This window comes from Reyranella sp. CPCC 100927 (assembly GCF_007859315.1).
Lineage (GTDB): Bacteria > Pseudomonadota > Alphaproteobacteria > Reyranellales > Reyranellaceae > Vineibacter.
The window spans coordinates 140,116-162,679 of sequence record NZ_VOHA01000003.1 but is presented as its reverse complement, the minus strand read 5'-3'; the positions used below and the strand labels follow the sequence as shown (position 1 = coordinate 162,679).

The window sequence follows — 22,564 nt, the reverse complement described above, 5'->3', positions numbered from 1 at the left end:
GCACGCAATGTCATAAAATTGTAATATTGATTCGACAAAGCAACAACGCGAGAGGGACCGCGACGTGGCGGAGCGCAATCCAACGCTGATCGCTGCCCTGCTGGCAGCGCAGTTGGGCGATGCCGCCCTGCCGGTCGCCCGTGCGCAGTTCGAGGAATGTCGGACGGCAAGAGAGGTCGCCGCTCAGCAGATGTGGGCCGAGGTGGTCGGAGAACTCACCCTGATTCTGGGTGATGGCCGCAAGGTGCGTTGTATCCATTAGCACGTCGCGTAGTGAGGAACATGTCGGCTCGCATTCAAAGGCTTTACGAGGCTGGTCTGGCCCTCAAGGGCAAAGACGCGACCAAGTCCAAGACGTCTCGATTGTTCGCGGCCGGCCGCGGCAAGCTCGCCAAGAAGCTCGGCGAAGAGGCGATGGAGGTCGTGATTGAAGCCGTCAAGGGAGACCGCCAGAAGGTCATCCATGAAAGTGCCGACCTTCTCTATCACCTGGTGATGGTCTGGGCAGATCTTGGGATTCCACCCAAGGAGATCTGGAAGGAAATGGACCAGCGCGAAGCCCAACGGGGGATCGCCGAAAAAACGAAGCCATGAAGCCCATGGATGATGGGTGGCTGTTGCCCGTCAGGCCGTGACCGTACAACACACGATGAACGGCGTACGATCACCGGCAGTTCAACTGTCGGCGGTGGAAGGATGAAGCTGTGGCTTTTGGCGTTCGTCGGTGCCGCCATCACCGAAATCGCCGGTTGCTTCGCGTTCTGGGCGTGGCTGCGCCTGGGCAAGTCGATCCTGTGGCTCGTACCCGGCATGATCTCGCTGGCGCTGTTCGCGTGGTTCCTGACGTTGGTGGATACGGAGCACGCCGGTCGTAGCTATGCGACCTACGGCGGCATCTACATCGTCGCCGCGATCTTCTGGCTATGGCTGGCGGAAGGCGTCCGCCCTGACCGATGGGATCTCATCGGAGCAGCTATCTGCATCGCGGGCGCCGGCGTCATCCTGTTCGGTCCGAGAGCGGCGGCATGAGAATGTCAGCACGTGCCGCGACTGCACGCCGGCGGACCGAAGCTGCCGGTGCGTGGTGATGCTGACCCTTGTGCCGGCGCAGCAGGCCTCCCGAACGATGCCCCATTGCCGGCGGGCGCCGCCACCGGGCGCGCACCCTGCGTCGCACCCACCGACGGCGGTGTGGGGCCGATCGCACCGGCGGGCGCGGCGGGCAGCGGACGACCCGTTTGCGGAAGCGTGTGCGCCGGCCGGACGACATCGGGGGATGGCGCGGTTGCGCCCGCCGCCGGCTTCGGGGCCTGCGGCGGCGGGGTCAGCCCGATCGCGTTCGGCGGACCTGTCCGGCAGGTGCCGGGCGAAACGATCTGGCCCGGCGGGCAGACGGGCAACGGCTGATGCCGATGCCCGTCGCGCGCGCGGCGCCAGTGCTCCCAGCGCTGCAGGCGTTGATACCGCCAGTAGAGGTCGTCGTCGTACTGCGCCCGCGCCGACGCCTGCGGATTGTCGGGCGGTGCGGGGATGCTTGGCGGTGGTGCCGGCGGTTCGCTCGGCGCGGCGGAGCCCCTTAGCACGATCGGACCGGCCGTCGCATTGACCGGAACCAGGGCAAGCGCACACGCCTGCAGTGCGCCTTGACCGACAGGGACGGCGCGGCCCGTCGCCGTCAGTGCGCGCCTTGATACTGTTCCACTGAACAGTGACAGGATGGCCTCGCCGTCCGGCCCGGTGCCGCGCCCGTTCAGCGTGACGGTGCCGCCAGGGTCGATCGTTCCATTCAGGACCACGTCGGTGGCCGCGCCAACACGCGACAGCTTGATCCGGCTGCCGTCGATGGTCGCGACGGCCGCGGATGTCGACGCGCCAGCACCATCAACGCCTTCGCCGCGCCAGGTGCCTTCCCAATCGCCGTCGAGGCTGGTCGTCTGCGCCCACGCGGGCGCCGCCAGCGCCATGCACAGCAAGAGCGTTGAGATCTGTCTCGGCGTGGTACGCATGACCAATGACGTTCCCAAGGGCTGAGCTCAGGCATCCCAGGACGCACCGCCAGCCTGCCGACGTCAAGACCAGAGAATTCCGACGCGATTATGGCGCCTGAATGGAGTGGACTGGCGCCGACGCCTTTTCTACCGACGACGACAGATCACCACCATCCCCCAGCAGGCCCAGCTCGAGCGCCTTGATCTGCAGTGCCAGGTACTTGGAGTAGATGCGGCACTGCGCCAGGCTGCCGGCGATGAACCACAGCCCGGGCTGCGGCGTGCGCTGGAACATGTTGCGCAGTTCCTGGGCATCGCCGAAGCCCCAGATCGCCCCCACCCGCTGGGCGACGTCCTCGCCGAACAGCTTCTGGACCAGGACTTCCTGGCCCTTGTAGCCCGTCGCGAGAACGACCAGGTCGGCCGGCCGCGTTTCGCCGGACCGCAACCGTGCGCCCTGGGCAACGAAGCGATCGATATCGCCAAACGGCAGCAGCCCGATCTTGCCCTCGACCAGCAGATCGGAGCAGCCGACGTTGAAATAGTAGCCGCCGCCGCGGGTGAGATACTTGAACTGCCAGCCCGTGCCGTCTTCGCCGAAATCGAGCCTGAAGCCGGTGCGCGCCAGCCCTTCGAGCAGGGTCTTGTCCATCTGCCGGGCGCGCTCGGTGAAGAGGACGTGGCTCTTCTTCGTCAGCGCCAGCGGCATCGACACGGTGATAAGATCGCAGTCTTCCAGCGGGCCTTCATCGTAGAGCGCATAGGGCAGCTGTGCGCTGGGCTCGACATTGACGATCAGAGTCGGACTGCGCTGCACCAGCGTGACCTCGGCGCCACCGGAGTGGAGATCCTGGGCGATGTCGTGTCCGCTGTTGCCGGTGCCGATGACGATCGCGCGTTTGCCCTGCCAGGCCTCGCCGTCCTCGTACTGGCTGGCGTGCAGCACCGTGCCCTCGAAGTCGCGCAAGGACGGGATGTCGGGGATGCTGGGAATGCCGCTGACCCCGGTGGCCATGACGACGTGGCGCGGGTGCATGACCCGCTGGCTACCGTCGGGCCGGCGCAGCGTCACCGTCCAGCGTCCCTCCCCCTCGTCGTAGCGGCCGCCTTCGAACGTGGTGCCGGTCCAATAGTTGAGCTCCAGACTCTCGACATAGGCCTCGAACCAGGCGGCCAGCTTGTCCTTGGGAATGTAGGTCGGCCAGGTCGGCGGAAACGGCATGTACGGCAGATGATTGACCTGCACCTGGTTGTGCAGGGTGAGCGCGTGGTAGCGCTTGCGCCAGTTGTCACCGATCCGCGCCATGCGATCGACGATCAGCGTGTCGACCTGAAGCTGGGTGAGCCGCGCCGCGATCGAGAGCCCCGCCTGCCCGCCACCGACGACCAGCACAACGGGATCGCGATCGCTGTAGGCGGCCGCTTCGTTGCGCAGGTCGAGCCAATTGGGCCCGCGGAAATCACGCGAATAGGATTGGCCGTGCGGACGCGCTTTCGCGATCCGCTCCTCGTGCCCCTGCAAAGCTTCCAATGTCGTGAGCAGGGTCCATGCCTTGAGCGTGGCATCATCGGGGCCCGGCGTGAGCCGCAGCACGCCGCTGCCCTGCCCGTCGGTCGTCTCGAACCGGAAGATCGCTTCGATCGCCTGCGTGCCGGCGCGTGTCACGAGACGCGGTGGCATGCGATCCGGATCGATGACGAAACGCGACGGCGTCACCTGCCCGCGTGGGCCGAACAGTCCCTTCACGACAGCATCCCGCCCGTTGACGGTCTGGATGGTCCAGGTCAAAGCCAGTACATCCCGCCAGTAGCTGTCGGCATGGAACAACGACCGCAGCGCGGAATCATCGGCAGCTGCCAGTGCTTTTTCAAACGCGGCAAGCCACTGAGCGGCCGGCGTTCCGACGTCCGTCATTGCCATCGTCATGCGCTTCCTCCGACGCTGTCATCCTGCGCTGCGCGCCGGATGACAAGGCCCCTAGCCCTGTTCGACCAGCATGCCAGCTTACCGGTCGGCGTGCTTCCAGACGGGCTTGATTTGCTCTTGAGAAGCCGTTGATTCCGCGTGATCCGGTCCGCATTGTTGGTCCGTAGACCGGCCGGATCGGATCGCCTTGTTGTTTTCGTTCGACGACTTCGTGCTCGACACCGCCCGCCGCGAGCTTCGCGGACCGGACGGGCTGGTCGCGCTCGAGCCCCAGGTCTTCGATCTGCTGGCCTATCTCATCCACAACCGCGACCGGGTCGTCAGCAAGGACGACATCCTGGCCGCCGTCTGGCAGGGACGAACCGTGTCGGACTCGACCCTGGCAACCCGCATCAACGCGGCCCGCGGCGCCATCGGCGACAGCGGCGAGGCACAGCGGCTGATCAAGACCCTGCCGCGCCGCGGCCTTCGCTTTGTCGGCATCATCCGCGAGCAGGCCGCGCCGACATCGACGCCAGCATCCACCCCGACGCCGGACCGGCCGTCGATTGCCGTACTGCCCTTCGCCAACATCGGCGGCGATCCCGAGCAGGACTACTTCGCCGACGGCATGGTGGAGGAAATCATCACCGCCCTGTCGCGCCTGCGCTGGCTCTCGGTGATCGCCCGCAACTCGAGTTTCGCCTACAAAGGACAAACCATCGACAGCAAGCAGGTCGGACACGCGCTGGGAGCGCGCTATGTACTGGAAGGCAGTGTGCGCAAGGCGGCGCAGCGGGTGCGCATCAGCGGCCGACTGATCGACGCCGCCACCGGCACCCACCTGTGGGCCGACCGCTTCGACGGTACTCTGGCCGATATCTTCGATCTGCAGGACCAGGTGACGTCCCGTGTGGTGGGCGCCATCGCACCGCGCCTGGGCAAGGCCGAGATCGAGCGCGCCCGGCGCAAGCCGACGGAGAACCTCGACGCCTACGACTATTTCCTGCGCGGCATGGCCCACCTTCACCGCTGGACACGCGCGGACAGTGACGAGGCCCTGCATCATTTCCGGCAGGCTATCGTCCTGGATCCCAACTTCGCGCCCGCCTACGGCCTTGCCGGTCGCTGCTACTCGCAACGCAAGGCCTGTGGTTGGGAGCACGATCGGCAGCAGGAGACCGAGGAAGCCGAACGGCTGGCGTGGCTGGCGGCGGCACGCGGCGGCGATGATCCAATCGCGCTGTGCACCGCGGGTATTGTGCTCGCCTACGTCGCCGGCCACCTGGCGGACGGCGATGCATTGGTCGATCAGGCGCTGGCCCTGGATCCCAACCTGGCGTGGGCATGGGTGTTCGGCAGTTGGGTCAAGATCTGGCGCGGCGAGGCCGACGCGGCGCTGGACCGCGCGGCACGCGCCCAACAGCTCAGCCCGCAGGATCCCGAGGTGCTGTTCTTCACGCAGACCGCGACAGCGTACTGTCATTTCCTGGCCGGCCGCTACGATACGGCGGCGGCTTGCGCGCGGACGGCGATCCGCCAATGGCCCGACATCCGTATTTCCCTGTGCGTGGCCGCCGCCAGCTGCGCACTGGCCGGCCACGCCGGCGATGCCCGTCAGCTCGTCGCGATCCTGCGCCGATTGGATCCGGCGTTGCGCATCAGCGACCTTGCCGACCTGTTCCCCTTCGGTCGGCCAGACGATCGCCTGCTGCTGGCGGAGGGGCTTCGACAAGCGGGACTGGCCGCGTAACGCCAGCGCAGTCACGCCTGCCGCTGCCGCACCCGTTCAACCAGTGCCTTCGGTGCCAACATGCTATAGCTCGCGGCGAGAAACCGCGTGATCTCGTTCCAGTCGATGCGGCCCTCGAGCACGCGGCCGACGATGTCGGGGCGCCAACGCGGCAGGAAATAAGGAAACGTCGAAAACCGTTCCGGGTCGGCCGTCGGCAGCCAGGATTGGAACGTCAGCACGCAGATCGGGCCCGGTGCGCCGGCAGCGCGCGCATAGGCCGGTGGCCAGCCGTCGGCAATCATCAGCACATGGGCGAACGTCTTCTTGCGGATGCACCATCGCGTGCCGACCCAGGCCTGCTCCTCATAGGCCTCGGGCAGGTCAAGGCATGCCGCGCGCAGGCGGGCGACGAACTTGGGTGGGACATCCGGGTGACGCTTGGCCATGAACCGCTTCTGTCATCCAGGCTTGGGCGACCCAATTGTACCCGACAACATCGCGGCCGCCTCATGAAAGGTCTCTACCGCGGTGCCAGGCGCTGATTCGAGCGGGTGTCTCGCCTGCGCTCCCGGGAGTTCAGGGTGCGGTGGGGTTTGCCCAGGATCAGGTCGCAGACCATCGCTATGACGCGCTCGCCGCATTCGAGATGGCTGTTGATGACGAAGCCGTCGAACGCCATGATGATGATGTCCGCCATCGATGCCGTATCGAAGTCCTTTTTGCGGTCTTCCGGCAGGCAGTGGTACACGAGCCGACTGATACGATCGCGCGATTCGGCGTAAAGCCGCGACTTGTTGCTGTCGTCGCCGGCCGATACGGCCAGCGCCTGCAGGAAACTTCTGAGGTAGTGGTTACGTTCGTGCGGCAGCACGTGCCAGAAGCGTTTGAGGACATATTCGAGGCGGCTCCGCAGATTCACGATCTTGGCGGCCTCGATTTCCGTCTCGGCGATCCGGGCCAGGATCCACGGCTCATAGACGGCAAAGACGATGTCCAGCTTGGATGGAAAGTAGACGTAAACGCTCGCGGCGCCGATGCGGGCATGCTTGGCGATTTCACTGATCGTACACTCGACGTATCCCTTCTTCTCGAAAAGCCTGGCCGCAGCGTCGATGATCCTGTCGCGAACGATGTCTTTCTTGACCTGCACCATTGTAAAGACAACTCGGTGAAAACGTCGGCTCGACGATCGATTCGACAGCCGCCGACACTAGTCTTTTCGAGCACGCTTCGCCAGCCAGCATGCCCGGCCCGGCTTGCCGGAAGGTCAGCACCCCTCCTCATACCAGTAGGCGACGGCCCGGCTTTCGACGCTGACCCGCGGCGGTGCCTCGGGGAAGAGCGCGCGATTGTCAAAAGCGGTGTGGGGCACCTGCGAGGGATAGCGGCGGTCGGAGTCATACTGCTTGAAAATCAGGACCTCCGCCGACGTCATCCGCGGGAAATAGAACCAGCGGTGGGCCGCATTCGGACGAACGAACACCGCTTCCGCCGTGAAACTGGAACTCGTGAAGTGCGAGCTGCCGGGAACAATGTCGTCACGCGCAAAAGTGCGCGCGTCGCACACCGCGAGCGGCAACCCCGTTGGCCCCGGCGACAGCAGGCGCCACAGATTGTACAGCGCCATCCGGCGACGCGGCTTTGCCGGAGCCGGTGGATATGCCCATTGCAACATGCCGGGCAGCCCGGCCTCACTGCAATCGCAGTGTACGAACGGAACGGCGGGGCTTGTCTCAGTACCGACAGCGCTCCGCGCGCTGGTCCGCACGACACTGGCTGTGGCCATGTCGATGTGATCTGCCCGGGTCAACGCCAGCAGAAGCGAGCGGAGTTCGTCGAGGTAGGCTTCCATGGACGCGGCCGGAGCGGAAAGACCGGCGACGTCCGTCTTGTGCGGCACGAGAGCGAAGCCTTCAGTGCCCAGGTCCGGCGCACGTTCGCGCGCGCCGGCATCTTCGATGCGCATCGTCACGCCTTCGAGCGCCAGGATGTTGCGCGAAAAGTCCTCGTTCCAGACTTGCGGCCTCTGCGCCATCGGACCCAGGTAGTGGATGGTCGCGTCGACCGAGTAATCACCGGCTTTTCTTGGCATCACGTTCTCCATCGTCTTCCTTGCCTGAACTCCTAGTCGAGCCATTCCTCGCGTAGCGGCTTGACAGCCAGCGCGAACAGCGCCGCTCCGATGAGATAGAAGACCAGTGCGATCAGGACCGCGTATCGCAGTGCCTCGTCACCGTAGCGCGCGGTCAGCGCATCACTCAGCGCCCCCAGGACGAAGGCACCCCCACCCAGCCCGATCAGATTGTTGATGAACAGGAAGCATGCCGAGGCCGTCGCACGCATCGGTGCTGCGACGAGGTGTTGAACAGCGGAGAAAACCGGCGCGAGATAGAAAACGACCAGCGCCTGGGGAATTACAAACAAGGCGAATGCGGCGATCGCGCTGGAGGACAGGACGCCAGCTGCGAAGAGCGGCACCGCGCCGACAAGGGCCACGGCCGAAAGCCTGGCATAGGCGCCGCGATCCCGGTTGCCGAAACGGTCGCCGAGCCAGCCGCCCAGCAACACGCCGGCGCCGCCGCCAATCAGCAACAGAAACCCGTAGAATTGCGAGGTCTCGATCAGCGTCAGCCCGAAGCTGCGCCGCATCAGCGACGGCAGCCAGAAGGCGAGCCCGTAACCCAGCATGGCGCTCACCCCGGCCGCAAAGGACAACCACCAAAAGCTGCGCTTTGCCGCCAGCACCGCGAAGACATGCCCCAAGCGGCAAGCTGTCGCTGACGAAGGCTCATCGCGTGCGGGTTCCGGTACCAGTCTCCGAAAGATGAGCGCCAGGGGCATGCCGGCCAGGCCGATCACGACGAAGGCCGTGCGCCAATCACCCGCCGCCGCGATGTAACCGCCGAGCAAGACACCCAGCGCGGCGCCCAAGGGTATGCCCAGCGAGTAGATGGCAAACGCCTTGGCCTGATTGTTGCCGGGAAAATAGTCCGCGATGATGGCGAATGACGGTGCGGTTCCGCCCGCCTCGCCCACACCCACGCCCAACCGGCACAGGAACAGTTGCCAGAAGTTGGCCGCCGCACCACAGAGCGCAGTGAACCCGCTCAGGACCACCAAGGCTCCCGTGATGACCCACGTCCGGCTGGTGCGATCGGCAAGCACGGCGAGCGGGATCGCCAATGTCGAGTAGAGAATCGCGAAGGCAAGGCCACCGAGCAATCCGAGCTGGGTATCCGTCAGTTTGAGATCGGCTTTGATCGGCACCGCGAGGATGCTGAAAATCTGCAGATCGATGAAGTTGATGGTGTAAGCGACGAACAAGACACCAAGGACGACGAACCGATTCGGCTCCACGACATCAGGCCGGCTGACCATAACCTCCCTCCACTTTTTTGATTTGTCCTTCGCAAGTGACCGTCGATCCCGCCGGACCGGTGCCACCCGCGTACCGTTAGCGATTGCTAGACGGTCCACTGTCATGAGTCAATACCGAATATCAGTCGTGTTTAAGATGACAATGCACCATAATATGTCGATAATACCTGTTCCATAGAGATGGAAATCAATCTTATTAACGATTTATATTCGTTATTGACGATTGACGGATTGCTGATCAAATTTCCGGCTGCCGCACCGGCACAGCCCGCAACAATCAGGAGTCCGGGTTATGGACATGAGTCAGTTGAATGGGAAACGACAAGAGATCCATGTAGACGGGCTGTTGCCTGCCCTCAGTCACTACACGGATGCCGTGAGATTCGGGGACCTGGTGTTCGTCTCGGGACTGACGGGCCTGGACGAGAATGCGAAAATCGTTGGCAAGGACGATGTCGTCGGCCAGACGCGCCACATATTCGAATCGCTGAAGAAGATCCTTGATGCGATCGGCGCCACCTATGCCGATGTGGTGAAAGTGACCGTCTTCCTCCTCGACGTGGATGATCGGACCAAGATCAACCCCGTGCGTCAGGTATTCTTCGGTGATTCGCGGCCGGCCAGTACGTTGGTCGGCGTCAAGGCGCTGGCCCATCCGGACATGCTGGTGGAGATCGAAGCGGTCGTCGGCCTCAGAACTGACGCATGATTCCGACACCCTGTTTCACAAGAGAGAGATCGGCCATGGGATTGCATCATATCGATCACTACACGATCGACACCGCGGATATCGCGGCAACCAAAGCGTTCTACTGCGACCTGCTTGGGTTGCGCGACGGCGAAAGGCCGCCGTTGCCGTTTCCCGGCGTGTGGCTGTACTGCGAGAACGGTCAGCCGACGGTGCACATCGTCGAAGTCACGCCCAACGCCGCGCGCAAGACAGCAACGACCGGACTGTTCAATCATGTCAGCTTCGCCTGCACCGGCGCCGAGGACATCCGCACGCGGCTCGAGCGGGCAAAGATAGCGTTTAATGTGGTGGTTCTTCCCGGCATCGGCAATACGCAGTTCTTCATGAAGGATCCTAACGGGATCTCCGTGGAACTCAATTTTCCAGCGACCGAGACGCGGGCATCCGACATCATCGCCATGCAAAGTCGGGGGAAGGAAAATTACGGCATCTAGTATCGGCCATCCCTCGCCGCACTCCAGGAACAGAAATGGGTAGCCCCACGTCCGATGACGTTGCGTTCCTGCCGCTGACGCAACTCGTCTCGGATTTTCGCACCGGACGGCGATCTCCCGTCGAGGTCGCCCGGATGATGCTGGAACGCATCGGCAATCTTGATCCGAAGATCAATGCCTATCGTGAGGCAAGCCCGGCTGTTGCGTTGCGCGCTGCTGAGCGGTCCGAAGCGCGCTGGGCGGCCGGGAGGCCGCAGGGACCGCTCGATGGTGTGCCGTTTTCCGTCAAGGATCTCTTGATGGTCAAAGGGTTCGCCTTCCGTCGCGGCTCGCGCGCCACATCCACGGCGCCAGCCGTCGAGAGTGCCCCGATCGTCGATCGCGTCATGGCAAGCGGCGCGGTACTGCTCGGCATCACGACAATGCCTGAGTTCGGCTTCTCGCCCCTCACCGTGAGCCCGCTCACCGGCATCACGCGCAATCCCTGGGATATCCGCATGCACGCCGGCGGTTCCAGCGGCGGTGCCGCCGCCAGCGTCGCCGCGGGCCTGGGCTACTTCGGCCTTGCCACCGATGCCGGTGGATCCGCGCGAATTCCCGCGAGCCTTTGCGGTGTGGTCGGACTGAAACCCACGGGTGGCCTTATCCCCACCTATCCCGCGAGCCCGCTGGAAGCGGTCGCATGTCCGGGCGTGATCACGCGATCGGTCGGCGACGCGGCGCTCGTGCTGGACGCCAGCAACGCCTTCGACGTCAGGGATGTCGAGGCCTTCCCGACCGTCGGGACCACGTTCACGCAAGACATCGACGCGGGCGTGCACGGGATGCGCATCGCCTTCAGCCAAGACCTGGGCTACGCATCGAACGTCGATCCGGGAGTGCTCGCCCTCGTGATGGGCGCGGTCCGCCGGTTCGAGAGTCTCGGAGCGACGGTCGAGGTATGCGATCCCGGTTTCAAGGATCCGGCCGACATCTTCATGACGTTGTACCGGGCCGGACTTCCCTACGCGTTGAGCAAACTGCGCCCGCACGAGCGGGCGCAGCTCGGCCAAGCATTGCGCGATGCGGCCCACGAGGGCACGCGCATTGACCTGCGTGCCTATTTTACCGCTCGGGACGCGCGGCGCACCCTGGCAGCCCAGATGGCGCGCTTCCACCAGGCGTTCGACATTCTCATCACGCCGACCGTCGCCACACCCGCGTTTGCGGTCGAACTTTCGGCGCCCGCACCGTTCGCAGCGTCGGGGGATCTGCTCGCCTGGACGCCTTTTACGTTTCCCTTCAACCTGACACACCAGCCCGCCATTTCGGTGCCCTGCGGCTTCACCCAAGCTGGCCTTCCCGTCGGCCTGCAGATCGTCGGCCCGCGGTTCGGCGAACGGACCATCCTGCGCGCAGCCCTGTCCCTCGAAGCCAGTCTCGGCTTGCAGACGTCGCGCCCGTCGCTGTGATCGCTCGAGGTGGGCGGCGTGTCATCCGTCGCGGAAACGGAGGCGCACGACAGCGTCGCGCGCCCCGGCGTCTGCACAGGCGACCGTGCGTCATCCCGCTGCAGGGTCATGCCTGCGGCGAGGTGACCTGCGTGATATGATATGCTTTCGACGTAATGCGCCATTTGCCGTCGAAGCGGTGGAAGACGAGGTGATCGACGTAGCGGGTCTGGCCGATCGTCATGCTCACCTTGGCGGCCGCCAGTTCGGGCGCGGTCTGTTCGATACTGAGGATGCCCTGCTCACGGCGTGATTTCATCGACGCGGGCGATGGCCGGTTGCGGATCACGTCCCGGAATTCGGCCGCCGACCACGCCACGAATTTGCCGTCCCGTACGCCGTGGATCAGGCAGGCGTCATGGAAGACCGCGGGGAACCGGGTATCATCCGCGTCATACATCAGGTCGAAGTACGCGGTGATCGCCGACGCGATGGTGGGAATCTGGTCCATTCAAATCTCCGTTGCCAAGGTGCGACAGACGCTGGATTCGCGGACTGAATCCGCGTTCCTGGCGGCGGCGACAGTGGCCTGCGCGGCGGCGGAGTGCTACCGCTGGGCTGTCATCTCTTGGATGACGAAGAGGCATCCATCATGGACGATATCGACAGCGGGCTGGTCAGCGGCCTGGTAGTCCTTGCCGCCGTCGCCGACGCGCGCAACTTCGGCCGCGCCGGCGAACGGCTGGGCATGACGCAATCGGGCGTCAGCAAGGCGATCGCGAAGCTCGAGGCGCGCCTCGGGGCGAGGCTGGTCCACCGCACGAGCCGTGCCGTCGACCTCACCGACGAGGGACGCGCGCTGTGCGAACGGGCCGCCCAGCACCTGGCGGGCATCAGCGAGGCGGTGGAACAGACCGCGACATCGCAACAGGCCGTCCGCGGCCGGTTGCGGGTCAATGTCGATCCGCTGTTCTCCCGCATGACGCTCTCCCCGAAACTGAGCGCCTTCCTCCAACGTAACCCGGGTATCGAGCTGCGGCTGGAGACCCGGGACCGGATCGCGGACCTGGTCAGTGACGGCTTCGACCTCGCGATCCGTTTTGGAGAGCCGATGCCATCGGCCCTCATCGCCCGCCGCCTGCTCGAGGCCCGCATTCTCACGGTTGCCGCGCCGGCCTACATCGATCGTCACGGCCGACCGAGCGAGCCACAAGACCTCGCGCGTGACGCCCACCAATGCATCCTGGCGATCGATCCGTCGACGGGACGCCCGTTCGAGTGGGAGTTCTGGCGCGACAGCGAACGCGTTTCGGTCGCGGTCAACGGGCGGCTGACGGTCACCGATTCGGGAACCAAGCTGGGCGTATGCCTGGCCGGGTTCGGAATCGCGCAGATCATCGACCTCGAACTCGATCACTATCTCAATAGCGGCGCTCTGATCGACCTGTTCCCCGATTGGCCGGACGAACGATTCCCGCTCTACGTCTACTATGCCTCCCGCAACCACGTGCCCGCGAAGGTCAGAGCATTCATCGACTTCATCGTGGCCTCGCTCAGCACGGCGATCGGAGCAGCGTCGACGCGCAACACTGCCGCCCGCGGTAGCCCTGTGCGCAAGGGAGGGCCGGCGACGGGTAAGCGCAACGGCGCGCAACCAACCAGCAGGCCCGCTTAGCGCTTTCCTTGGGATCCTGGGAGCGCGGGTCCTAGCGTTTGTCCGACCAGGCGAAGTTGAAGCTGATCGAGACGCGTTCGCCGGCGGCACGGGTAGCCGGTACTTCGTGGCGTAGCCAGCTCTCGAACAGGATCACCGTGCCGGCGCGTACCGGCATGGTGACGAACGGGCGCAGCGCTGGCGGCGCGTCAGCCCGACGCGGCGGCGCCGCCATCAGCTTGGAGAGCCGCGGGTCCTCGAACTTCAAGCCGGCCGAACCGCGCGGCGTGCGCGCATAGTACGTGCCGCTGAGGAACGACAGCGGGTGCAGGTGCATGCCATGTGCCACCTGGGCCGGCATGAAATTCACCCAGCAGTCGGTCATGTCGATCGTGCGACGCCGCAGGTCGTAGCGCAGGCGCGCCGCGAAAGCGCGCGCGTGCGGCATCAGGCGCCGCTGCAGTTCGGCGAACGTCGAGGATGTGCGGTGCAGCCGGGCGTGGGTGGCGTACGACGTATAGCCGCCGACATAGTGGGTGTCCGACCACGCCTGCCCCGCCTCGTCGTGCAGCCGCAGTGCCTCGGCCTCATCGAGCAGGCGCTGGGTGAAGTGGCGCGGATCGCGCCCGCCCAACGGGGCGCGATAGATCAGGGTCGGAAACAGGGAGCGGACGGTCATCGCGAAGCCAGCAGAGAGACGATGGCTGCCACCAGTGTCACGATCGCCACGGCGGCGACCAGAGTAAAGGCAATGCGCCGGAACGTGCCCTCCGACACCAGGCTGAAGGCTTTCGCACCGGCGTAAAGCGCAATGCCGTAGACCGGGATCAGCACGGCCGCCAGCACGAAGACGGTCGGCGTCAGAAGGCCGTTGAGCCAGTACATGGACTGCGTGCCGATCGAACCGATGCCGAAAAAAGCAATCGTGTTGGCCCGCGCCAGGGCAGCGTTGGCCTGCCCGGCCAGCCAGAACACCACGACCGGCGGCCCGCCGATCCCGATCGCTCCGCTCATGATGCCCGAGGCACCGCCCACCGCCAGGGTCGTGGGCAGGCTCGGCTTGCCGTTGTAGCGCCAGCCCATGGCCAGCACGGCCACCGCCAGCAGCACGAAGAGCGACATCACGATGCGCAGGACCACCGCGGGTGCATTGGCCAGCACCCACGTTCCCAACGGCAGCATCACGACGGAGGCCAGCGCCAGCGGCAGCACCTCGCGCCAGTTGCAGCGCCGCCAGGCCTGGATGGTGAGCGGCAGCCCGATCAGGAAATCGACGACGCCCAGGGTCGGCACCGCCACTGCCGGACTATAGAAGGCCGAAAAGACCGGCGTCAGGATCAGGGCGGCGCCGAAGCCGGCCATGCCGCGCACGAAGCCGGCGGCGAGCGCGGTGATACCGACGACCGCGAGCTCGGGCCGCCAGATATCGCTGAACGCCGCCTCCCACATCGCGTCACATGTAGCCGATCAAGCTGCACCGGCGGAAACAAAAACGTCATCGTGGGCGCGCGGCAGTAGTCCAGAGTCTAGGGTGCCGCCTTTGCGTAATCCTCGGCCGGGATCGCGAAGGTCACGTTCTGCGCGCCCTTCAGCTGAAACGTCGTGATCCCGATCAAATTCGCCGCGGCGTCGAACAGTCCGCCACCCGACGATCCCACCATCAGCGGCACCGAGGTCTGGATGACACGCTGATCGGCAATGACAGGCTTTGCCGTCACGATGCCGTCGGCAATGCTGAGTTCGAGCCCCGCCGGCGAGCCGATCGCATAGACGTGTTCGCCCACCTTCAGGTCGGCGTACGGCCTGACGCCGGCCCAGGCCGGCAGGGGCGCCTCGCTGCGCAGGATGCATCGGTCGGCGACCTCATCGGCCGAAACCAAACTTGCACCGCGCCGCACGCCGGCCCGTTCCAGGGTGATTGCCGTCCCGCCGGCCATGATGTGGCAATTGGTCAACAGCGCCCTGGCACTCACCGCAACGGCGGACCCCAGGCGCCCGTTATCCGACCGCACGACGTAGACCGCAGGCGCGGCGCGCGCATAGACCACGTCGGTGGACAGTTCCCGCCCTATCCCGCCGCGACGAAACGGAATGCCCGCGACCTGGCCGCTGCGGTCCGTCGGCGCCAGGGGTCCGAGGCCGACATTCATGACGCGAACCTGGCAACGCCGCAGCACGTGGTCGAGCTTCTGCACCGATTCCGATCTGGCGTCGCCACTCTGCACATCGCGGTTCGCCTGCAGGACGACATCAAACGGCAAGGACGCCTGCGCATCGTGCACGACACAGGCGCAGTATGTCGGACAACCAGCCTCGCGTCCTTTGTATGCCGGGTTAGTCCCGCAGGCGCCCAGGCAGGCGTTCTGCCATTGGCTGATGAACACCGCCGGATAGGACTGCTGCGCCTCGGCCGGCACGGCAACAGCGGCGACAAGCCCGGACGCAAACAGCACAGACCACAATCGTTTCATGACGCGTAGCATAGGGGAGCCGATCGCGAAGCGCGATCCGTGACGAGCGCCAAGCGCACTACCGGACGACCCGCTCGACGATCGTCACGCGCGCGTTCTTGGCGCCGCAGGTACATTTCAAACTCGGGACCAGCCGTCGCAGCGGGATGTCGTCGGCGCCCTGCCCATACTCCTTGATCCACACGTCGTACCATTGCGGTCCCTTGACCGCCCATCGCCGGCATGTCCGGCATACGATCTGCAGCGACAGGCCGTCGCGTTCGAGCGCGCGCAGCGTCGTGGCTTCTTCGGTCATGGCGTGCCGTCAGGCCGCTGGCCGCCAGTAACGCGGGCGAACGACATGCAGCTTGGCACCGTGGCGCCGGCATCGCTTGCAGACGGCGGCAGCGGCCACAGCCTGCAATGTCGCGTGCCGGCCGTGCCTGGCGATCAGCATATCGCGGAACATGCCGGTCTTGCGCCCGCAGCCGGGACACTCCAGGGCCAGGCCGAGATCGGCGTCGGAGAGATCGCCCAGGGTTTTCGGTGCATCGCGCATGGCACCCCCCACGGATATTGGCCGGCCGCCGGATGCCGACGATGGCCCTGCCATCTCCATGTAGGCACGGTTCTGCGCAGCGCCATCGCGCGCGCTTTGCGGTCGCCTGCCGAGGCTATCGCGTGTCGAGGCATGAGGGGCTGGGTCAGACCGGCGCGGACTCGCCGCGATGCGCGGGGTGTGTTCCATGTAAAGAACATAACAGGAACATCATAATCCACCGAATCACTCAAGTCGTTGCGCCGCCGAAGCGGCGCCGAGCCCTAGATCTTGATTTCGCAAACGACAACGCCCGCCCGGGCAAGCCCTGGGCGGGCGTCGATAAATGTTAGTGGAAAAATCGAGCTTGGTAGCGCGTGGCCTTAATAGCGCGTGCCAGGCGTCGTCGCGGCGCCGACACCGGCGCCGATGGCGCCACCGATCAGCGCGCCGCCCAGCACCGACAGACCGCCGGTTGCCGCACCGACAACCGCGCCCGTACCGGCACCGATGGCGCCGCCCGTCACCGCGCGCTGGCCCCACGTATCACCGCATGCCGAAACCAGCAGCACGATCGGTACCAGCAGCGCCCCAATCCTTGCGGGCTTCGAAATGTTCGACACGGGATCCTCCTTGTTCCAGCGGGACTCTAACCCATTGCTCCCACCAGCAAACAAACTCGCCGAGCAGGATGGCATCAATGTGGCGCGACTTTTCTCACCAACTCAAGACGTTAAACGCAAACCTGTGGGTGATCACGGTCATCACCACCAGATCGTGATCAATGCATAACGGCCGCAAAAGCCACTGGTTCCACGGCTCCGATGGGCTCGCGATTCGGCGTCCGGGCGGCGGGCCGCCCTCGCCGCCCGAAACGCCGGCGGCCGCGCCCGAGGGCGCGGCCGCGATCCACCACTCTACGCCACTAAAGAGGCTCGGCTAACGGGTGCCCGAAGATGTTGTCCCGCTGTCGGGAGTCGTCACGGCACCGATGGCGGCGCCAGCCGCCGTTCCGATCAGAGCACCACCCCAGATCGGCAAACCGCCGATCAGGGCGCCTGCGACAACGCCGGCACCAAGGCCGATCGCACCGCCGGTGGCGGCCCGCTCACCCCAGGTGTCACCACAACCGGCAAGCGTCATCGCAGCCGGCAAGAGCAGGATCAGCACCCGCTTTGCCATCGGTCTTTTCTCCAAAATAAACAAAGAGGCGGCAAGATACGCACCGCCGAATAACTGAGGGGGACGCGGGCCGCAAACTGGGGAATGGCCCACCAATACGCTTTGTTCTGAACGACCCCGGGGGGTTGAGGGGGTAACCGGAATCGTTCGTTTATGACTCGAAGATAGACCGGGAGAGTCTTGGATTCAATATTATTTTTCTGATTCTTTTATTGCGCGGCCAGGACCACGGACTCGTCAAGGTTGAAGGAACCGCCCCGCCCGCCCGCCGGTCGCCTGGGCCAGATGGGCGCCAAACAGGCGCGCCGGGCTGCCGGCCGGCAGACTGTCCGGCACCACCGAAAACAGGGGTTTGGACAGGCTGACGTCACGCACGCGTAGCGTGTGTAAGTGACCGGAATCGACCTCATCGCGCACGGCGCTGCGCAGGGTGATCGACACGCCCAACCCGGCGCGCACCGCGCGCTTGACGGCTTCCGTGCTGCCTAGCTGCAAGCCCACCTTCAACGCATGCGCATCGACGCCGAAGGCGCGTTGCAGCAGGCGCGCGGTGCCAGTACCCGGCTCGCCGCCGATCATCGGTTGCGCCAGCAGCGATGCCTTGTCGATCGACGCGCGGCGCGACCAGGGATGATCGGGCCCGACGATCACGACGAGATCCTCGCGATGCCACACGGCAGCATCGAAACCGGGCTGATCGTCCCACCACTCCATCAGGCCGATATCGACGTCGGCATCCTGCAGCCGCTTCACGGTGTCGAGATTGGAACCGATGCGCACGTCGAGCGGTCCGATCGCTGGCTGTGCCGACTGGAATGTGCGCACCAGAGGCTGCAGGAGATAGACGCCGATGTTGCTGCTGGCGCCGATGACGAGACCGTCGCGATCCACCGCCGCGCGCGCCCGCTCGGCGACGCGCAGCAAAGCGCGGGCAAACGGCAGGAAGCGCGCGCCCGGCGATGTCGTCTCGGCTTGTACCCGCGTACGCTCGATCAGCACGTGGCCCAACGCGGTTTCGAGCTTCTTGATGTGCTGCGATGCCGTGGGTTGGGCGATGCCCAAGTGCACCGCGGCATCGCGGAAACTGCCGGTGTCGATCACCGCGACGAAAGTCCGCACCTGGTCGAGGTCGATCACGACGATGCACTCCCGGGATCGGACGGACGATTCACGGCACCGGAGGGCTTGTCGCCCTTCAGGCATTCGAGCACGCTGGCTGCGGCCTGCAGGGCGATGTCGCGCCTGATCTCGTCGACGGCCGACCCGAGATGCGGCGTGAATACCGTGCGTTCGGTCGCGCCGCGCAGGCGCTCGGCGATGTCCTTCGGACGATCCGCCAGCGCCCAGTCCTCCATGGCGAAGACATCGGCCGCGTAGCCACCAAGTGAACCGCTGGCCAAGGCGTCGGCGACGGCATCCTCGTCGACCAGAGACCCGCGCGCCGTATTGATCAGGAACGCACCAGGCTTCACGCGCGCCAGCAAGCCGCGATCGACAAGGCGTCGCGTGCGATCGGTCAATGGCAGGCACAACACGACGAAGTCGCTCTGCCGCAGCAGTTCATCCGGCGACACGCGCTGCAGGCGCAATTCATCCTCCTGGTCCGGTGTCAGCGGCATGGCGTCGGCGTACAGCAGGCGAGCGCGGAAGCCGGCGAGGCGGCGCGCCACGGCCTTGCCGACAGCCCCGGCGCCCAGCAGGCCGACCGTGCTGCCGTCGATGCCGCGGCCATAGAGAATCGGGCGCCAGCCGCCGAAGCCGCCGCCACGCACCAGCCGGTCGCCGGGCAGGACGTTGCGCGCCAGCGCGATCATCAGGCCGATGGTGAGTTCGGCGGTCGGCGCCGTCAGCAGGTCAGGGACGATCGTCAGCCAGACGCCGCGCCGGCTGCAGGCCGCCACGTCGAAGTTGTCATAGCCCTTCAACGCGCAGGCAACGATGCGCAGCCGCGGACATTGATCGAGAAAGGCCGCATCGATGCGCTCGGGCATGAACGCGATCAGGGCGTCGGCATCCTGGCAGCGACGCTGCAGTTCATCGGGCGACAGCGCTGCATCGGTCTGGTTGGCGACCACGCGGCAGGTCGGCGCCAAGACGTCGATCACCGCTTGATGAACGCGACTGGAGATGATGACTGTGGGTTTGTCAGTTTTCATTATACAATCTAACTGTCGTTGACTTTATAATTCGTAATTTATACGGTCGGCCTGCTGCCGTCAAACGAGGGGTCGATGGATATTCAGTTCCTGGGAACGGGCGATGCGTTCGGCAGCGGCGGACGCTTCAACACCTGCTTCCATGTCCGCGACAGCGTCGGCGCCTTCCTGGTGGATTGCGGCGCCTCGTCGATGATCGCGATCCGCAAGTTCGGCGTCGATCCCAACGCCATTCGCGCCATCCTGATCACGCATCTGCACGGCGATCATTTCGGCGGCCTGCCCTTCTTCATCCTCGATGCGCAGCTCTTCAGCCGCCGCACCGCACCGCTGGTGATCGCCGGTCCGCCCGGACTGCGCGACCGGCTGGCAACGGCGATGGAGAACTTCTTTCCGGGATCGACCAAGGTGCAGCAGCGCTTCGTGCTTGACGTGCACGAACTGGAGCCGCGGCGCACGCACGACGTCGCCGGTATCGCTGTTACGCCCTTCGTGGTGAAGCATGCCTGCGGCGCCCCGCCCTTCGCGCTGCGCCTGGGCGTCGACGACAAGACGCTGTGCTATTCCGGCGATACCGAATGGGTCGACGGCCTGCGCGAGGCGGCACATGGCGTCGATCTCTTCATTGCGGAAACCTACTTCTTCGACAAGCCGATCAAGTTCCATCTCGACTTCGCGACCCTGGCGCGACACCTGCCCGACCTCGGCGCCAAGCGCGTCGTGCTCACCCACATGAGCCCCGACATGCTGGCCCGCGCCGCCGCCACCGGCTTCGAGATCGCCGACGACGGTGTGGTGATCTCGGTGTGAGACAGGCGATGGAAACGACGCCGGCAGTGCGGTTCCTGGGTTGCGGCGACGCGTTCGGCAATGGTGGTCGCTACAATACCTGCTTCTGGGTCCGCCGCGATCCGGCGCCGCCGGTCCTGATCGACTGCGGTGCCAGCAGCCTGATCGCGATGAAGCGCTTCGGCGTCGATCCGGACGCCATCGCGACGGTTTTTCTCACCCACCTGCACGGCGATCATTTCGGCGGCCTGGTCTTCCTGCTGCGCGAAGCGACGTTGTTCCGCCATCGCCGCCGGGCGTTGACGATCGCCGGCCCTGTCGGCACCGAGGATCGCCTGCGGGTGGCGCTCGAGGCGTTCTTCCCCGGCGGCTGGGCCGTGCCACGCGATTTCGACCTGCGCTTCGTCGCCCTGCAACCTGGCATCACGATCGACGTGGACGGCGTGCGCGCGACACCTTTTCCGGCCAAGCACGGCAGCGGCGCGCCATCGCTGTCCCTGCGGCTGGATGTCGACGGCCACGTCATCGCCTATACCGGCGATACCGGCTGGCTCGACAGCCTGATCGAGGTCGGCCGCGATGCCGACCTGTTCATCTGCGAAGCCTACACGCCGGACCAGGCCTTCCCGCACCATCTCGGCCTGTCGACGATCCGCGAAAAGCTGCCGGCGATCCAACCCAAGCGCATCATCCTCACCCACCTCGGCGCCGAGATGCTGCGGCAGCGGGATACGATCGACCTGCCCGTGGCGGAGGATGGCCTCACTGTCGCGTTCTGAGCGCGATCACTCCGTGTCCCATGCCAATGGATCGCTGCGGGTCAGGCCAGCCAGCGTGGTGAGCGCGGCGCCGAGCGCGGCGATATCCGGGGATGCCAGCGCCAACCGACAGGCGTTGGGTGCATGCCCCGGTCGGGCGGCGAAGGCGGCGGCCGGGGTCACGGCAATCCCACGTCGCGCCGCGGCGGCCACGAACGCTTCCGCCCGCCAAGCCTCGGGCAGCGTCACCCAGCAATGATAGGCTCGCGGATCGGCGCGCACCGCCAGGCCCGACAACCGCTCGCGCGCGATCGCCTGGCGTGCGGCGGCATCGCGGCGCTTGGCGTCCATGATCGTGAGCGCCGTGCCGTCGGTCATCCAGCGCATGCCGGCCTCAAGCGCGAAGCCTGACACCAGCCAAGCCCCGGTACGCAGCGACAGGGCGATACGCTCCGACAGCGCCGGCGGCGCGACGACGAACCCCGCCGTCAGGCCTGGCGACAACCGCTTGGTCAAACTGTCGATCAGCACCACGCGCTCGGGTGCCAGGGCGGCGAGCGGCGGCAGCCCCTCGGCGAGGAAGTCGTAGATCGCGTCCTCGACGACGGCGAGATCGAGCTGCCGCAGCAACGTCGCCAGCGCTTCCCGGCGGCGGCGTGGCATGGTCGTGCCCAGCGGATTGTGCAATGTCGGCTGCAGGTAGACCGCGCGCATCGGTGTCGTCCGCTGCGCGCGGGCCAAGGCATCGGGCCGCACGCCGTCGTCGTCCATGGCCAGCGGCACCAGATCCATGCCCAGGCGCGCCGCCACGCCCTTCACCAGCGGATAGGTGAGCGCCTCGACCCCCAGCCGCTCACCGGTCGGCACGAGCGCCGCCAGTGACGCTGTGATGGCCTGTTTCCCATTGCCGGCGAACAGAACGTCGGCCGGATCGGGCGACCAGCCGCCGCGCGCGAGGAACGTCGCGCTCACGTGACGCGCCGCCGCCGTTCCGCGCACCCCGATGGGCTGCAGGCTCGCCGCGAGATCGGTTGTCCGGCGCACCAAGCCGCTTAGGCTGCGCGCCAGCAACGCCGCCTGGTCCGGCACGGCTGGAAAATTGAGTTCCAGGTCGACGCGCTCGACGGCCGGCTCGTCGAGCGCCCGGCGCGGCGGCGCCGAGGCCGCACGCACGAAGGTGCCGCGCCCGACTTCGCCGATCACCAGGCCGCGTCGCCGGAGTTCGGCATAGACGCGACTGGCGGTTGAATTGGCGATGCCGTGCCGGTGCGCGAAGTCGCGTTGCGGCGGAAGGCGTTCGCCGGGCCGCAACCGGCCCTGCGCGATGTCAGCGGCCAGCCGGTCGGCAATGGCCTGGTAGGTGTCGTTCATTATATTGCTCCGAGTGCAATGTATTTATTGCACCGATCATCATG

General features: G+C 65.7%; 27 protein-coding genes. 10 read left to right on the top strand and 17 right to left on the bottom strand.

What is annotated here, in order from left to right; translation table 11 throughout:
• Window positions 1-64 precede the first annotated feature (64 nt).
• From FQU96_RS10325 to FQU96_RS10315, 3 genes are all read left to right on the top strand, one after another.
• Entirely contained in the window at window positions 65-262 is a 198-nt protein-coding gene (locus FQU96_RS10325; RefSeq protein ID WP_146540822.1) for a hypothetical protein, read from the top strand.
• A 20-nt stretch (window positions 263-282) separates the two neighbouring features.
• Window positions 283-594 carry a phosphoribosyl-ATP diphosphatase gene (hisE, locus tag FQU96_RS10320; RefSeq protein ID WP_146540820.1) on the top strand — a complete coding sequence of 104 codons (312 nt, stop codon included), beginning with the start codon at window positions 283-285 and terminating at the stop codon, window positions 592-594.
• Window positions 595-696: 102 nt separating this feature from the next.
• On the top strand, window positions 697-1,029 hold the full coding sequence (locus FQU96_RS10315) for a YnfA family protein (RefSeq protein WP_146540817.1): 333 nt from the start codon (window positions 697-699) through the stop codon (window positions 1,027-1,029).
• Window positions 1,030-1,034: 5 nt separating this feature from the next.
• Here FQU96_RS10315 and FQU96_RS10310 read toward each other — a convergent pair whose 3' ends face one another.
• Together FQU96_RS10310 and FQU96_RS10305 are read right to left on the bottom strand one after the other, a co-directional pair.
• Window positions 1,035-2,006: a hypothetical protein gene (locus FQU96_RS10310; RefSeq protein WP_146540815.1), complete on the bottom strand. Its 972-nt coding sequence runs from the start codon at window positions 2,004-2,006 to the stop codon at window positions 1,035-1,037.
• An 88-nt stretch (window positions 2,007-2,094) separates the two neighbouring features.
• Window positions 2,095-3,915, bottom strand: a complete 1,821-nt coding sequence (locus FQU96_RS10305; protein WP_146540814.1) for an NAD(P)/FAD-dependent oxidoreductase — start codon at window positions 3,913-3,915, stop codon at window positions 2,095-2,097.
• 187 nt (window positions 3,916-4,102) lie between these two features.
• Between FQU96_RS10305 and FQU96_RS10300 the strand changes: the two genes are divergently transcribed.
• Window positions 4,103-5,647: a winged helix-turn-helix domain-containing protein gene (locus tag FQU96_RS10300; protein ID WP_146540813.1), complete on the top strand. Its 1,545-nt coding sequence runs from the start codon at window positions 4,103-4,105 to the stop codon at window positions 5,645-5,647.
• Window positions 5,648-5,658: 11 nt separating this feature from the next.
• On the opposite strand, the gene FQU96_RS10295 is transcribed toward FQU96_RS10300, so the two are convergent.
• From FQU96_RS10295 to FQU96_RS10280, 4 genes are all read right to left on the bottom strand, one after another.
• Entirely contained in the window at window positions 5,659-6,075 is a 417-nt protein-coding gene (locus FQU96_RS10295) for an MmcQ/YjbR family DNA-binding protein (RefSeq protein ID WP_146540812.1), read from the bottom strand.
• 74 nt (window positions 6,076-6,149) lie between these two features.
• Window positions 6,150-6,782: a TetR/AcrR family transcriptional regulator gene (locus FQU96_RS10290; RefSeq protein ID WP_146540811.1), complete on the bottom strand. Its 633-nt coding sequence runs from the start codon at window positions 6,780-6,782 to the stop codon at window positions 6,150-6,152.
• Window positions 6,783-6,896: 114 nt separating this feature from the next.
• The gene (locus FQU96_RS10285; protein WP_146540810.1) at window positions 6,897-7,721 is read right to left on the bottom strand and encodes a CmcJ/NvfI family oxidoreductase; all 825 of its coding nucleotides are present in this window, start codon (window positions 7,719-7,721) and stop codon (window positions 6,897-6,899) included.
• Window positions 7,722-7,753: 32 nt separating this feature from the next.
• Window positions 7,754-9,112 carry an MFS transporter gene (locus tag FQU96_RS10280; RefSeq protein ID WP_218574673.1) on the bottom strand — a complete coding sequence of 453 codons (1,359 nt, stop codon included), beginning with the start codon at window positions 9,110-9,112 and terminating at the stop codon, window positions 7,754-7,756.
• A 193-nt stretch (window positions 9,113-9,305) separates the two neighbouring features.
• Here FQU96_RS10280 and FQU96_RS10275 point away from each other — a divergent pair, with 193 nt between their 5' ends.
• From FQU96_RS10275 to FQU96_RS10265, 3 genes are read left to right on the top strand one after another with little or no spacing between them, the layout of a single operon-like run.
• Window positions 9,306-9,716: a RidA family protein gene (locus FQU96_RS10275; RefSeq protein WP_146540809.1), complete on the top strand. Its 411-nt coding sequence runs from the start codon at window positions 9,306-9,308 to the stop codon at window positions 9,714-9,716.
• 35 nt (window positions 9,717-9,751) lie between these two features.
• Window positions 9,752-10,192, top strand: a complete 441-nt coding sequence (locus FQU96_RS10270; RefSeq protein ID WP_178130429.1) for a VOC family protein — start codon at window positions 9,752-9,754, stop codon at window positions 10,190-10,192.
• 35 nt (window positions 10,193-10,227) lie between these two features.
• Window positions 10,228-11,643: an amidase gene (locus FQU96_RS10265; protein ID WP_146540807.1), complete on the top strand. Its 1,416-nt coding sequence runs from the start codon at window positions 10,228-10,230 to the stop codon at window positions 11,641-11,643.
• A 106-nt stretch (window positions 11,644-11,749) separates the two neighbouring features.
• Here the strand turns inward: FQU96_RS10265 and FQU96_RS10260 are convergent, their stop codons facing one another.
• Window positions 11,750-12,133 carry a nuclear transport factor 2 family protein gene (locus tag FQU96_RS10260; RefSeq protein ID WP_146540806.1) on the bottom strand — a complete coding sequence of 128 codons (384 nt, stop codon included), beginning with the start codon at window positions 12,131-12,133 and terminating at the stop codon, window positions 11,750-11,752.
• Window positions 12,134-12,274: 141 nt separating this feature from the next.
• Between FQU96_RS10260 and FQU96_RS10255 the strand changes: the two genes are divergently transcribed.
• Complete coding sequence (locus FQU96_RS10255) at window positions 12,275-13,297, top strand: LysR family transcriptional regulator (RefSeq protein ID WP_146540805.1); 1,023 nt, start codon at window positions 12,275-12,277, stop codon at window positions 13,295-13,297.
• 31 nt (window positions 13,298-13,328) lie between these two features.
• Here the strand turns inward: FQU96_RS10255 and FQU96_RS10250 are convergent, their stop codons facing one another.
• The 9 genes from FQU96_RS10250 to FQU96_RS10210 form a co-directional block, all read right to left on the bottom strand.
• Window positions 13,329-13,955, bottom strand: a complete 627-nt coding sequence (locus FQU96_RS10250; protein ID WP_146540804.1) for a TIGR02466 family protein — start codon at window positions 13,953-13,955, stop codon at window positions 13,329-13,331.
• Window positions 13,952-14,725, bottom strand: a complete 774-nt coding sequence (locus FQU96_RS10245) for a sulfite exporter TauE/SafE family protein (RefSeq protein WP_146540803.1) — start codon at window positions 14,723-14,725, stop codon at window positions 13,952-13,954. Before FQU96_RS10245 ends, FQU96_RS10250 begins: the two co-directional genes overlap by 4 nt.
• Before the next feature lie 77 nt (window positions 14,726-14,802).
• Entirely contained in the window at window positions 14,803-15,693 is an 891-nt protein-coding gene (locus FQU96_RS10240) for a S1C family serine protease (protein ID WP_178130428.1), read from the bottom strand.
• Between the two features lie 112 nt (window positions 15,694-15,805).
• The gene (locus FQU96_RS10235; RefSeq protein WP_146540801.1) at window positions 15,806-16,042 is read right to left on the bottom strand and encodes a hypothetical protein; all 237 of its coding nucleotides are present in this window, start codon (window positions 16,040-16,042) and stop codon (window positions 15,806-15,808) included.
• A 9-nt stretch (window positions 16,043-16,051) separates the two neighbouring features.
• Window positions 16,052-16,285 carry a hypothetical protein gene (locus FQU96_RS10230; protein WP_146540800.1) on the bottom strand — a complete coding sequence of 78 codons (234 nt, stop codon included), beginning with the start codon at window positions 16,283-16,285 and terminating at the stop codon, window positions 16,052-16,054.
• Between the two features lie 362 nt (window positions 16,286-16,647).
• Window positions 16,648-16,887, bottom strand: a complete 240-nt coding sequence (locus FQU96_RS10225) for a bacteriocin (RefSeq protein WP_255467947.1) — start codon at window positions 16,885-16,887, stop codon at window positions 16,648-16,650.
• A gap of 316 nt (window positions 16,888-17,203) precedes the next feature.
• Window positions 17,204-17,446 carry a hypothetical protein gene (locus FQU96_RS10220; RefSeq protein ID WP_146540799.1) on the bottom strand — a complete coding sequence of 81 codons (243 nt, stop codon included), beginning with the start codon at window positions 17,444-17,446 and terminating at the stop codon, window positions 17,204-17,206.
• 237 nt (window positions 17,447-17,683) lie between these two features.
• Window positions 17,684-18,583 carry a LysR family transcriptional regulator gene (locus FQU96_RS10215; protein WP_178130427.1) on the bottom strand — a complete coding sequence of 300 codons (900 nt, stop codon included), beginning with the start codon at window positions 18,581-18,583 and terminating at the stop codon, window positions 17,684-17,686.
• Entirely contained in the window at window positions 18,580-19,602 is a 1,023-nt protein-coding gene (locus FQU96_RS10210; RefSeq protein ID WP_146540797.1) for a phosphonate dehydrogenase, read from the bottom strand. Before FQU96_RS10210 ends, FQU96_RS10215 begins: the two co-directional genes overlap by 4 nt.
• A 75-nt stretch (window positions 19,603-19,677) precedes the next feature.
• Here FQU96_RS10210 and FQU96_RS10205 point away from each other — a divergent pair, with 75 nt between their 5' ends.
• Together FQU96_RS10205 and FQU96_RS10200 are read left to right on the top strand one after the other, a co-directional pair.
• Window positions 19,678-20,412 (top strand): MBL fold metallo-hydrolase, encoded by a 735-nt coding sequence (locus FQU96_RS10205; protein ID WP_146540796.1) that lies wholly within the window; start codon window positions 19,678-19,680, stop codon window positions 20,410-20,412.
• 8 nt (window positions 20,413-20,420) lie between these two features.
• On the top strand, window positions 20,421-21,170 hold the full coding sequence (locus FQU96_RS10200; RefSeq protein ID WP_146540795.1) for an MBL fold metallo-hydrolase: 750 nt from the start codon (window positions 20,421-20,423) through the stop codon (window positions 21,168-21,170).
• A 6-nt stretch (window positions 21,171-21,176) separates the two neighbouring features.
• On the opposite strand, the gene FQU96_RS10195 is transcribed toward FQU96_RS10200, so the two are convergent.
• The gene (locus FQU96_RS10195; RefSeq protein ID WP_146540794.1) at window positions 21,177-22,520 is read right to left on the bottom strand and encodes a PLP-dependent aminotransferase family protein; all 1,344 of its coding nucleotides are present in this window, start codon (window positions 22,518-22,520) and stop codon (window positions 21,177-21,179) included.
• Window positions 22,521-22,564 lie beyond the last annotated feature (44 nt).